Annotated in this window: 15 protein-coding genes and 1 riboswitch (1 of these 16 only partly in view); of the genes, 13 read left to right on the top strand and 2 right to left on the bottom strand. The window is 30.6% G+C overall.

The window, feature by feature from the left end:
• A riboswitch (SAM riboswitch) is annotated at positions 1 to 77 on the bottom strand (it extends 38 nt beyond the left edge of the window).
• Between the two features lie 72 nt (positions 78 to 149).
• Positions 150 to 356 (bottom strand): hypothetical protein, encoded by a 207-nt coding sequence (locus RT714_RS03105; RefSeq protein WP_313756148.1) that lies wholly within the window; start codon positions 354 to 356, stop codon positions 150 to 152.
• A 124-nt stretch (positions 357 to 480) separates the two neighbouring features.
• Between RT714_RS03105 and RT714_RS03100 the strand changes: the two genes are divergently transcribed.
• The 9 genes from RT714_RS03100 to pyrE all read left to right on the top strand — a co-directional run bounded on the left by RT714_RS03100 (position 481) and on the right by pyrE (position 6,948).
• Positions 481 to 687 carry a hypothetical protein gene (locus RT714_RS03100; protein WP_072974734.1) on the top strand — a complete coding sequence of 69 codons (207 nt, stop codon included), beginning with the start codon at positions 481 to 483 and terminating at the stop codon, positions 685 to 687.
• Between the two features lie 15 nt (positions 688 to 702).
• A complete protein-coding gene (locus tag RT714_RS03095; RefSeq protein WP_313756147.1) occupies positions 703 to 996 on the top strand; it encodes a spore coat protein in 294 nt (97 codons plus the stop codon).
• A gap of 257 nt (positions 997 to 1,253) precedes the next feature.
• Entirely contained in the window at positions 1,254 to 2,177 is a 924-nt protein-coding gene (gene pyrB / locus RT714_RS03090) for an aspartate carbamoyltransferase (protein ID WP_313756146.1), read from the top strand.
• Positions 2,177 to 2,605, top strand: a complete 429-nt coding sequence (locus RT714_RS03085) for an aspartate carbamoyltransferase regulatory subunit (RefSeq protein ID WP_313756145.1) — start codon at positions 2,177 to 2,179, stop codon at positions 2,603 to 2,605. The genes pyrB and RT714_RS03085 overlap by 1 nt, the downstream gene beginning before the upstream one ends.
• A gap of 1 nt (position 2,606) precedes the next feature.
• Positions 2,607 to 3,794 carry a dihydroorotase gene (locus tag RT714_RS03080; RefSeq protein WP_313756144.1) on the top strand — a complete coding sequence of 396 codons (1,188 nt, stop codon included), beginning with the start codon at positions 2,607 to 2,609 and terminating at the stop codon, positions 3,792 to 3,794.
• 19 nt (positions 3,795 to 3,813) lie between these two features.
• Positions 3,814 to 4,671 (top strand): orotidine-5'-phosphate decarboxylase, encoded by an 858-nt coding sequence (gene pyrF, locus RT714_RS03075; RefSeq protein ID WP_313756143.1) that lies wholly within the window; start codon positions 3,814 to 3,816, stop codon positions 4,669 to 4,671.
• Positions 4,661 to 5,395 (top strand): dihydroorotate dehydrogenase electron transfer subunit, encoded by a 735-nt coding sequence (locus tag RT714_RS03070; protein ID WP_313756142.1) that lies wholly within the window; start codon positions 4,661 to 4,663, stop codon positions 5,393 to 5,395. Before pyrF ends, RT714_RS03070 begins: the two co-directional genes overlap by 11 nt.
• The gene (locus RT714_RS03065) at positions 5,388 to 6,284 is read left to right on the top strand and encodes a dihydroorotate dehydrogenase (protein WP_313756141.1); all 897 of its coding nucleotides are present in this window, start codon (positions 5,388 to 5,390) and stop codon (positions 6,282 to 6,284) included. The genes RT714_RS03070 and RT714_RS03065 overlap by 8 nt, the downstream gene beginning before the upstream one ends.
• Positions 6,285 to 6,390: 106 nt before the next feature.
• On the top strand, positions 6,391 to 6,948 hold the full coding sequence (gene pyrE / locus RT714_RS03060; RefSeq protein WP_313756140.1) for an orotate phosphoribosyltransferase: 558 nt from the start codon (positions 6,391 to 6,393) through the stop codon (positions 6,946 to 6,948).
• A 64-nt stretch (positions 6,949 to 7,012) separates the two neighbouring features.
• On the opposite strand, the gene RT714_RS03055 is transcribed toward pyrE, so the two are convergent.
• Complete coding sequence (locus RT714_RS03055; protein ID WP_313756139.1) at positions 7,013 to 7,270, bottom strand: hypothetical protein; 258 nt, start codon at positions 7,268 to 7,270, stop codon at positions 7,013 to 7,015.
• Between the two features lie 198 nt (positions 7,271 to 7,468).
• Between RT714_RS03055 and RT714_RS03050 the strand changes: the two genes are divergently transcribed.
• The 4 genes from RT714_RS03050 to alr are packed head-to-tail and all read left to right on the top strand — an operon-like array spanning position 7,469 to position 11,149.
• Positions 7,469 to 8,071 (top strand): hypothetical protein, encoded by a 603-nt coding sequence (locus tag RT714_RS03050; RefSeq protein ID WP_313756138.1) that lies wholly within the window; start codon positions 7,469 to 7,471, stop codon positions 8,069 to 8,071.
• 1 nt (position 8,072) lies between these two features.
• The gene (locus RT714_RS03045) at positions 8,073 to 9,335 is read left to right on the top strand and encodes an NAD(P)H-hydrate dehydratase (protein WP_313756137.1); all 1,263 of its coding nucleotides are present in this window, start codon (positions 8,073 to 8,075) and stop codon (positions 9,333 to 9,335) included.
• Between the two features lie 47 nt (positions 9,336 to 9,382).
• Entirely contained in the window at positions 9,383 to 9,967 is a 585-nt protein-coding gene (locus RT714_RS03040) for a hypothetical protein (protein ID WP_313756136.1), read from the top strand.
• A 12-nt stretch (positions 9,968 to 9,979) separates the two neighbouring features.
• Positions 9,980 to 11,149 carry an alanine racemase gene (alr, locus tag RT714_RS03035; RefSeq protein ID WP_313756135.1) on the top strand — a complete coding sequence of 390 codons (1,170 nt, stop codon included), beginning with the start codon at positions 9,980 to 9,982 and terminating at the stop codon, positions 11,147 to 11,149.
• Positions 11,150 to 11,241: the final 92 nt, after the last annotated feature.

The raw sequence follows: 11,241 nt of genomic DNA, 5'->3' as shown, positions 1-11,241 counted from the left end.
CGTTGGATTTAGCACCTTGTAATAATACAGGTTGCCGGGCTTCATAGGGCCATTCCCTCCGCCTCTCTCGATAAGAGTTTATATTCAGTTAATTTTAAAGACTATTATAATGTGTTTTTAAAACTTTGTCAACTATAAATTTACATTTTTTACAATTCATCATACCATGCTGAATCATCAGAATTCACAAAAAAGGATTGCGGATACAGAAATATATCATTAAATAAACCTATATAAGCATCTGGCCGCCTATTGTTCAAAGCATCATAATTTACAAAATCTGTATTCTGAAGATTTTCGTTTTGATAATATATATTAAACTCAGAATTATTTTTTATATTAGGAATTTTCTTCATTTTTACACCTCCTGAATTTAGTTTTTCCTATCTTTTTAATTATATTTAAGAATCTTTTGGCAGAATAAAAAAAATATTTTAGCAAATAATAAAATGGAAATAGAAAATTGAAAGGAGTGTAATTATGGCACTTAAAAATACTGTGAATTTAAATAATGTAACTCAACAAGAACTCAACTGTGTAAAAGAAATAGCAGGTGGACATTTAACTATGAGCACTAAATTCGGAACTTATGCAAGTCAAGTTCAAGATCCACAATTAAAGCAAATGCTTCAACAAGCTAGTACAGATGCGAAAACTACTGCTACTAACCTAATTAATTCACTATAATAGGAGGGATGGTAAATGATGCAAGAAAGAGATATTGTAAACGATATTTTGGCAGGAAGTAAGGCGAGTATAAACAGTTATACAACAGCTATAATGGAGTGTTCAAATCAACAATTAAGAACAACTTTACAAACATTAAGAAATGAAGCTGAACAAATGCAATATCAAATATATCAAATGGCACAGCAGAAAGGATATTATACTCCAGCACCGCCAGCTAATCAGAATGATGTAAATCAAATAAAAACTACTTTAACATCTGCTGCAAATAGTACAAATACAGCGAACACAAATCAGCAAATGAAATAATAAAAATGGAGAACTCCTTTATTCGGAGTTTTCCATTTTTAGATAAAAAATTCTAAGCATAATTAGAATAAAATTTATAGACATTTTATTTATATTGTGTTATTATGATATAAATATAAATACCTTTAATCTAATCCCGTGAGGTTAGGAAGGAGAGCGTAGATAAATAATTGCAGCATATTTGTGCCTTCCTTTAATGGAAGGTTTTTTTGAACGCTAATCCTTTAAAGGTCTATAAGACTAAAGGAGGTTTTAAAATGTTAAAAGGAAGACATTTAATTGATCCACAAGATTTTACAGTGGAGGAACTAGAGGAAATATTCCAATTAGCAGAAGAAATTATTAGAAGTCCGGAAGACTTCACACATCTATGTGATGGGAAAGTATTAGGTTCTTTATTTTTCGAGCCTAGCACTAGAACTAGATTAAGTTTTGAAGCTGCTATGAATAGACTAGGAGGAAGGGTAATAGGTTTTTCAGAACCGGGTTCAAGTTCTGTAACTAAAGGAGAAAACCTACCTGATACTATAAGAACTGTTGCAGCATATACAGATATTATTGCTATGCGTCATCCAAAGGAGGGTGCACCAAAGTATAGCTCACTCTTTTGTGATGTTCCTTTAATCAATGCCGGTGATGGTGGTCACCAGCATCCAACTCAAACACTTACAGACCTTTTGACTATTAAAGTAGCTAAAGGTAACTTTTCTAATTTAACCATAGGATTATGTGGAGACCTTAAATTTGGTCGTACAGTCCATTCTTTAATAAAGGCAATGTCAAGATATGATAATATTAGATTTATATTAATATCCCCTAATGAATTGCAAACACCAGAATATATTAAAACTGAAATTTTAGACAAGAAGTCACTTGATTATGTAGAAGTGGAAAGGCTTGAGGAAGTTATAGATAAGCTGGATATACTATATATGACTAGAGTGCAAAAAGAGCGTTTTTTTAATGAGGCAGATTATATAAGATTAAAAGACAGCTATATCTTAGATAATGCTAAGTTAAAGTTAGCTAAGTCAGATTTAATAATCCTTCACCCACTTCCAAGAGTAAATGAAATAAGCATGGAAGTAGATAGTGATCCTAGGGCTTGGTATTTTAGACAAGCAAAATACGGTATGTTTGTTAGAATGGCATTAATTGCTAAATTATTGGGGGTGAAATAATGTTAAATATTAATAGTATTTCAAAAGGTATTGTAATAGATCATATTAAACCAGGATATGGATTTTTTATATTTAAACATTTAAAACTAGATGAGGCTAATTTTACTGTAGCTCTTATAATGAATGCTACTAGTAAGAAACATGGATGTAAAGATATGATTAAGATTGAAAATGTTATAGATATAGATTTGGCAATGTTAGGATTTATTGATCCAAATATTACTGTGAATATTATTGAAGATGAAAAAATTACAGAAAAAATTACGTTATCATTGCCAGATAAGGTAGAAGGAATTATTGAATGTAAAAACCCAAGATGTATTACATCTAACGAAAGGGGAATAGTCCATAAATTTGTTTTAATAAACGAGGAAAAGGGAACGTATAAGTGTGAATATTGCGACCAAATATATTCTTGGGAGGGATAAAATGCAGGTTCTTATAAAGAAAGCAAGAATAGTGGATGAGTCTAAAGATTTTATTGGAGATTTATATATTAGAGATGGAAAAATAAAGGACTTTGGTACAAATTTAAACTATAATTGTAAAACAATAAATGGAGAAGGCTTAATTTTAATGCCTTCTTTCATTGACCTACATGTTCATTTTAGAGAGCCAGGATTCACTTATAAAGAGGATTTACTTACTGGAGGACTGGCCGCACTAAAGGGTGGGTATACATTAGTTAACTTAATGGGAAATACTAATCCCATTTGCTCTTCCATGGACACAGTAGAATATGTATTAAATAAAGCAGAGGAACTAAATTTAGCAGATGTTCACCAAACAGTTTCTATAACAGAGAACTTTGATGGGCATACCCTTGAGCATTTAGGTACTTTAGATAGTAGAGTAAAATTTATATCCGATGACGGAAAAGGAGTAAAGTCAAATATAGTTATGTATAATGCTATGATTAAAGCTAAGGAAAAGGGACTAACTATTATGACCCATGCAGAAGATGATGAGCTAACTCCAATTGACTATAGAATATCGGAAAATATTATTACAATTAGAGATATTTATTTATCTAAAGTAACGGGAGCGAGGCTACATTTATGCCATGTAAGTACAATAGAGGCTATTGAGGAAGTAAAAAGTGCAAAGAGAGAAGGGGTTAATGTTACATGTGAAGTAACACCACATCATATAGCCCTTTGGGATAATGATTTTAAGGTTAATCCTCCTATAAGGACGAAATTAGATGCAGAAACACTTATTCAAGGTATAATAGATGGAACTGTAGACACTATAGCTACAGACCATGCACCACATACTAAAGAAGATAAAGAAAAAGGTGCTCCGGGATTATCAGGAATAGAAACGGCATTTCCTGTTTCCTATACTACTCTAGTTAGATCTGGTAAAATAGATTTAATGAAATTATCTAAGATTATGTCAGCAAATGCAGGAAGAATAATGAATGTTAAGAAAGGTAAAATAGAAAAAGGCTATGATGGAGATATAGTTTTATTGGATTTAAATAAAGAAATTATAGTAGATGGAGAAAAATTTATATCTAAGGGGAAAAATACTCCATTTAATGGAATGAAGTTTTATGGGGAAGTAGTAATGACATTCAAAAATGGAGAAGTTAAATATATAAATAAGGAATAAGATATTTAGGGGTGAAGAAGTGATAATTGATAGATTATATAATGAGGTAGAAAGAAAAGGCAATGTCTGCGTTGGATTGGATACAAGTTTAGATTATATTCCTGAGAAAATGAAGAAGAAGTATAAAGATATAGATGAGGTTATTTTTCAATTTAATAAAAAAATAATTGATTGTACGGAGGATATAACTGCAATTTATAAGCTGCAAATCGCATATTATGAGTCCTATGGAATTCGAGGATTATTTGGTTATATGAAAACCCTAGAATATTTAAGGAGTATTAATGCACTGTCCATAGGAGATGTAAAACGTGGAGATATTGCTTCTACAGCAGATATGTATGCTAAAGCACATTTTGAAGGAGATTTTGAAACTGATTTTATTACCCTTAACCCATATATGGGCTTTGATAGTATTACTCCATATTTAAAATATTTAGATAAGGGTAGTAAGGGTGTGTTTGTACTTCTAAGAACTTCTAATCCAGGTGCAAAAGATATAGAGTATCTAAATGTGGAAGGTAAGAGTCTTTATTATCATGTAGGTGACAAACTAGAAGAAATGGGTTCAAAATATATTGGGAGATCAGGTTATAGCTTAATTGGTGCTGTAGTCGGTGGCACTCATCTAGATGAAGCAATTGAAATTAGAGAAAAATATAAAGATATGTATTTCCTAATACCTGGATATGGTGCTCAAGGGGCTAAGGGTAAAGATGTAAGTCTTTACCTTAATGAAGGAAATGGTGGAGTGGTAAATTCTTCAAGAGGTATAATTACAGCTTATAAGAAGCATGAAGACGGAGTACTTAATTTTGAAAAATATACTAGAGAAGCAGTACTTTCCATGAGGGAGGATATAGGCTATGGAGGATAGCTATAAAGACGGAATAATCTATTCAAATACTGAAATAAGCCCAAATATATATGAGATTGTTCTTGAAGGAGAATTTAAGGGGTTCCCTGGACAATTCTATATGATTAGGGGATGGAATGGATTAGATCCATTTTTACCTAGACCCATAAGTATTGCTGATTTAGACAATGGAAAAATTAAATTTCTATATGAAGTTAGGGGTAGAGGTACTCATATCATATCAAGATTAAAAAAAGGTGACAGATTAAGTGTACTAGGACCATTAGGCAATGGATTTGATTTAAATTTAAAAGGGAAAATTGCATTGCTATCTGGTGGGATAGGTATTGCACCTATGTTATATTTAGCTAAAAATCTTTCAGGAGAAGTTACTATATATAGTGGTTTTAGAAATGATGCTTACTTTTTAGACCAAATAAAACCCTACGTAAAGAATATTTTTATTGCTACAGAAGATGGCTCTATTGGACATAAGGGATTTGTAACTGAGTTATTTGACCCAAGTAAATACGACTTAGTTTTAACCTGTGGACCAACTCCTATGATGGAAGTAGTTATAAAAATGTGTAAGGGTGAAGTACCAGTATATGTCTCAATGGAATCTCGTATGGCTTGTGGTATAGGTGCTTGTCTTGGATGTACAATAGAAACCATCAGAGGAATGGAAAGGGTATGCAAGGAAGGTCCAGTATTCAAAGGTGAGGAGGTTATATTACATGACTAAGGTAAACATATGTGGTATAGAACTTAAGAATCCAGTCATAGCTGCCTCGGGAACCTTTGGTTTTGGGAGAGAGTTTGAAGAATATTTTCCCATAGAAAAATTAGGAGGTATATCTACTAAAGGCCTCACCCTAAATAAAAGAAATGGAAATAAGGGAATACGAATATATGAAACTCCATCAGGGATTATGAATAGTATAGGTTTACAAAATCCTGGGGTAAGGGGATTTATTGATGAAGAACTACCATTTTTGGAGAAAAAAGATACAGTAATATTAGCTAATCTAGGAGGAAGTACTTTAGATGATTATTTACAGGGGATAGAGTTATTAAATGATGCTTCAGTCAATTTCATTGAATTAAATATCTCTTGTCCCAATGTAAAAGAGGGTGGTATGGCCTTTGGTATAAAATGTAATACTGCATCCGAAATAGTAAAAGAAGCTAAGAAAGTATCTAAAAAACCAATGATAGTAAAGCTATCTCCAAATGCGGAAAACATAAAAGAGATGGCTTATGCTTGTGTAGAAGCTGGGGCAGATGGACTTTCTCTTGTAAATACTTTTAATGCTTTAGCAATAGACATTTATAAAAGAAGACCTATATTTAACAATATAACTGCAGGTCTATCAGGACCATGTATTAAGCCCATTGCTTTAAGAATGGTATATGAAGTAAATCAGGTTGTAGATGTGCCTATAATAGGCATAGGTGGAATAACAACAGCTGAAGATGCCATAGAATTTATTATGGCAGGAGCTACAGCTATTCAAGTGGGAAGTGCTAATTTTATCAAACCAAATATTAGTATGGATATTATTAAAGGCATTGAAGAGTTTATGGAAAAGCAAGGAGTTAAATCCTTAAAAGAAATCAGAGGAATAATTTAAGACAATTAACAAAGAACAATCAAAACATTAATTTATTAATTAGTTTTTTAGTTTTCAATTGTTAACTGTTAATCCTTAATTGCAAACTGAAGAAAGGGGTTTTAAAATGATAATTGATTTATTAAAGGAATCAAATGCATTGCTTGAAGGACATTTTTTATTATCATCAGGAAAACATAGTGATAGATATGTACAATGTGCAAAACTATTGCAATATCCAGATAGAGCAGAAAAAGCCATAGCTTATATAGTAGAAAAAGTAAAAGATTTAGATATTGACATAGTTGTAGGACCTGCTATGGGAGGAATTATTGTAGCTTATGAACTAGGACGTCAATTAGGTAAACCTGCTATATTTACTGAAAGAGAAGAAGGGGAAATGAAACTAAAAAGAGGTTTCCATATTGAAAAAGGGCAAAAGGTACTCATCACTGAAGATGTTGTAACCACTGGTAAATCAGCATATGAGGCTATTAGAGTTGTGGAGGAATATGGTGGAGTAGTAGTTGGAATAGCGTGTATAGTCGATAGGTCTAAAGAAGATATTAAATATCCTGTCTATGGTGGTACTAAATTAGAGATAAAAACTTATGATATAGAAGAATGTCCATTATGTAAGGAAGGATTAACCATAGTGAAACCAGGAAGTAGGAAAATAAAATAATAATTAACAATTAGAAAATAAAATAATGATTGCCAAGAGGACTTGTTTCTTGGCAATCATTATTTTATTTCTTTGTTTCTTTATATAAGTCTGAGCCAATAGTCCTATTTTTATCTTCAGTTATATTATTTAATGAATTACTTTTAGAGTTAAATAGAACATCTTCTGGTATATTTATAAAGCTTCCTCTAGGAGGAAAAACTTCACTATTTGAATAAAATCCAGAATCATCTATATCACTTTTTTTATTAGATAAATTAGATTGTTTTTTACTAACATTATCAGTATAATAGGGCTGATTAAGCTTTTCTTTATCCTTCATATTGTCACCTCCAGTTATTATAATAGTATTGACTATAGAACTATTTATATTAATGCAAAAAAAAGGAATATAACTTATAATATTTAGTAGAAATCTTTATAAAAAATCCTCCGTATCAACTTTTTCTGTGAACAAAGTAAATTATAATGTTTGAAAAATTCAAATAAAAGAGTAAAATTATACTTAAGGAGTGATTTAATGTTTGGTAAGACTATTAATTTAGATGAAAGTATATTGATTAAAAATAAAATATCCTTATTGCATAATGATGATTCTTGGAATAAGTTATTTGGAGATGCTAATGATAAGAATATTCAAAATGCAAAAGAAGAACTTACTCAACTTGTAAATAAGGAGAAGGAAATAGAAACTAAAAATAAAGAATTACAAAAAGAAAAAATGAAATGTATGAAGATGATTCTAGGAGTATCTGATTCCATAAATAATGATAATAAGGTTGAAAACATAAAGCTTTTAGATGATTATAAAAATCGAATGATTGATATAAATGAAGAATTAGAGGAAATTACTTTTCAACTTGAAACCATACCAAAGGAAATAAGGGAATCAAATCTTAAACTTTTAAATGCAACTATTCAATATGGATATAGTGAACTTAAGGCTAGGGAAAAAATTGTTAATCAATCAGTAAATGAAATAGAAGTTTTAAGGCAAAGGTTAAAGGAGCTAATGAAGACAAAGCATGATTATGAAGAATGGGTAAATGAAACATATACATTTCTTCATGGACTTTTAGGTTCAGAAATTATTGAAAAAATTGATAGAGAGAGATTTAAATAATATGTTTTATGAAAATATGATAGATATAGGAACAGATATTGTAAATGTAAATAGAATAAAAAATATAATTTTAGAGAAAAAGGATAGATTTTATCATAAGATATTTACACCGAAAGAAATAGAATATATTGTAAAAGGTAATGATAAAGCTACAACAGTAGCAGGTATTTTTGCTGCTAAAGAAGCTATCAGTAAAGTTCTAGGTACGGGAATTGGTATGGTAAGATGGAAAGAAATAGAGATACTTCATTATGATAATGGGAAACCATATGTAAATCTCATTGGAAGCGGAAGTTTGAAACTTCAAGAATTGGGCTTTGATGGAATGAAAGTATCCATCTCACATGAAGAAAACTATGCTATAGCCTTTGCAATGGGATATAGAAGTAATGACATAAATATTAAAATAGATAATTCAATAAAAAAACTATTACCTAAGAGAGAAAAAGATAGTCACAAGGGAACTTATGGAAGAGTAGCTATTATAGGTGGAAGTAGAGGTATGGTAGGAGCACCTTATTTAACTTCCATGGCAGCACTAAGAACTGGTTCTGGTCTGGTATATACCATAATACCTAAATCCTTAGAAACCATAATGTCTATAAAACTTACGGAAGCCATAGTAAAGTCAGCAGAAGATAACAAGGGATATTTTACAAAAGATTCATTAATTGATATTCTTAAAGGAATAGAAAACATGAATGTATTGGCTATAGGGCCTGGCATAGGAGCAGATGAAGAAAGGGCCTATTTAATAGAAGGAATTATAAAGAATTGTAATATTCCAATAGTTTTAGATGCAGACGGAATAAACTGTTTGTCTTTTAATCCAAGTATTTTATATAATCGAAACCAATCAATTGTTATTACGCCTCATCCTGGAGAATTAGCTAGATTTCTTGGAAAAAATATAAAAGAAATTCAAGAAAATAGAATTTATTATTCTAAATATACTTCTCATAAATATAATATAATAGTAGTTCTAAAAGGATGTAATACTATAGTTGCTGAACCTAGTGGAGAATTATATATAAATGCAACTGGAAATCCAGGAATGGCTACTGCAGGGTCTGGGGATTTACTTACAGGAATTATAGCCTCTTTTATAGGTCAGGGAATAAGACCATTTGATGCAGCAAAGCTAGGTGTATTTTGCCATGGATTAGCAGGAGATTTAGCAACTGCCTATAAAGGAGAATATGGAATTATTTCTACAGATATTTTGGAATGTATCCCCGATAGTATCAAAAAAATTTATAAGTAAAGGTTGGGGTGATATTGAAAAGGCTCCTATTATTTATATTGAGTACTATGGTTTTATTGACATCATGCAAATTTTCTTATAATAACAAACTACCATATAAAGATAAAAGGGTCTTGTCGAAAATTGAAAAAACCTATGAAAACTGTAATGGATATAAATGTAAAGCTAATGTTAAGATTATTTCCGAGGAAACAGAATCAATATATTTAATAGAAGAAATATATACAAAGCCTAATAAATATAGATTGGAGATTTTAAAACCAAAGGAAAGTAAAGGTATAATAATTTTAAATACAGATGACAAGATTTTTGTTGAGCATCCTTCCATTAATCAGTCTATATCATTAATAACTATAAAATCCTTAAATAAACAGATGTTAATGGGGGGATTTTATGAAAAGTTATCTAATGCTAATAAGGTAAACACTGAGAAAATAAATGGAGAAGAATATCTTACCTTTGAATTTAAGCTTGAAGAAAGAAATAAATATAGGGACTCTGCAAAAGTTTTGATAAAGAAGAAAGGTTTTACTCCATATAGGTTAAGTATTTTTGATGAGAGTGGAGGACTGCATGTGGAGATTACGTATGAAAACTTTAAATTTACTAAAAGTCTAAAGAAAAAATTATAAGGAGGTTTAAGAATGTATACTTTAGATGAAACAAGACCAGTATGGGCAGAAATTAATTTAGATAATTTGGCTCATAATATTAGGGAGGTAAGAAAACATACAGATAAGAATGCATTAGTTACAGCTGTGGTGAAGGCAAATGGTTATGGGCATGGTTCTTTGGAAATTTCAAGGACCTTTTTGGATAATGGTGCTGATAGATTAGCTGTGGCTCTTTTAACAGAAGCCATAGAATTAAGGAAGGGAAATATAACTGAGCCTATTTTAATATTAGGCTATACTCCCCCAACTCAGTATGAGAAACTATTGGAATATAATATTATTCAGGCTATATATAATTATGAAGATGCTAAAATATTATCTAATAAAGCAGTAGAATTAGGTAAAAAAGCTACTATTCATATTAAGATTGATAGTGGAATGGGTAGAATTGGTTTTCTCCCTACAGAAGATTCTATAAAAGACATAATAGGTATATCTAAGCTTCCTAATATATATGTAGAAGGAATATTCACTCATCTTGCAAAGGCAGATGAAATAGACAAATCTCATGCAATGGAACAATTTGAAAGATATATGAAAGTTGTTAATGATTTAGAAAAACAGGGATTAAATATACCAATAAAGCATGTGTCAAATAGTGCTGGAATTATAGATATACCAAAGTTTAATTTAAATATGGTAAGGGCAGGTATAATGATTTATGGTTTCTATCCATCTGAAGAAGTTGAAAAAAATATGGAATTAAAGCCAGCAATGACTTTGAGGGCTAAGATATCTCATTTAAAGGTAGTACCTAAAGGAACGGGGATTAGTTATGGTCAAATATTTGTTACAGAAAAAGAATCTAAAATAGCTACTATTCCAATAGGGTATGCAGATGGATTTACTAGAATGTTAACTGGAAAGGCAGAAGTAACTATAAATGGTCAAAGGGCAAGAATAGTTGGGAAAATATGTATGGATCAATGTATGATAGATGTTACACATATAGATGATGTAAAATTAGGTGATGAGGTAGTAATATTTGGTTACGGCTTGGATTATCCCACAGCTGATGAGTTAGCATCAAAACTTGGTACAATAAACTATGAAATTGTATGTATGGTAGGAAGAAGAGTTCCTAGGGTATATATGTCGAATGAAAAAATAGTTAAAATAAAGGATTATTTATTAGAATAAAAATTAAATGGAATAAATTTTTAGATAGGTTGACATGGACAATAGAAAACATATATAATTAATTCAGACTATTTTTATATATTTTATCTAAG

It is taken from the genome of Tissierella sp., assembly GCF_032104385.1.
Lineage (GTDB): Bacteria > Bacillota > Clostridia > Tissierellales > Tissierellaceae > Tissierella.
Note: the sequence above shows the minus strand (reverse complement) of the source record. Positions and strands in the feature narration are given on the sequence as shown.

Coding starts and splice junctions, on each gene's coding strand:
- RT714_RS03105 (WP_313756148.1), bottom strand. CDS start 356: ATGAAGAAAATTCCTAATATAAAAAATAATTCTGAGTTTAATATATAT.
- RT714_RS03100 (WP_072974734.1), top strand. CDS start 481: ATGGCACTTAAAAATACTGTGAATTTAAATAATGTAACTCAACAAGAA.
- RT714_RS03095 (WP_313756147.1), top strand. CDS start 703: ATGATGCAAGAAAGAGATATTGTAAACGATATTTTGGCAGGAAGTAAG.
- pyrB (WP_313756146.1), top strand. CDS start 1,254: ATGTTAAAAGGAAGACATTTAATTGATCCACAAGATTTTACAGTGGAG.
- RT714_RS03085 (WP_313756145.1), top strand. CDS start 2,177: ATGTTAAATATTAATAGTATTTCAAAAGGTATTGTAATAGATCATATT.
- RT714_RS03080 (WP_313756144.1), top strand. CDS start 2,607: ATGCAGGTTCTTATAAAGAAAGCAAGAATAGTGGATGAGTCTAAAGAT.
- RT714_RS03070 (WP_313756142.1), top strand. CDS start 4,661: ATGGAGGATAGCTATAAAGACGGAATAATCTATTCAAATACTGAAATA.
- RT714_RS03065 (WP_313756141.1), top strand. CDS start 5,388: ATGACTAAGGTAAACATATGTGGTATAGAACTTAAGAATCCAGTCATA.
- pyrE (WP_313756140.1), top strand. CDS start 6,391: ATGATAATTGATTTATTAAAGGAATCAAATGCATTGCTTGAAGGACAT.
- RT714_RS03055 (WP_313756139.1), bottom strand. CDS start 7,270: ATGAAGGATAAAGAAAAGCTTAATCAGCCCTATTATACTGATAATGTT.
- RT714_RS03050 (WP_313756138.1), top strand. CDS start 7,469: ATGTTTGGTAAGACTATTAATTTAGATGAAAGTATATTGATTAAAAAT.
- RT714_RS03045 (WP_313756137.1), top strand. CDS start 8,073: ATGTTTTATGAAAATATGATAGATATAGGAACAGATATTGTAAATGTA.
- RT714_RS03040 (WP_313756136.1), top strand. CDS start 9,383: ATGGTTTTATTGACATCATGCAAATTTTCTTATAATAACAAACTACCA.
- alr (WP_313756135.1), top strand. CDS start 9,980: ATGTATACTTTAGATGAAACAAGACCAGTATGGGCAGAAATTAATTTA.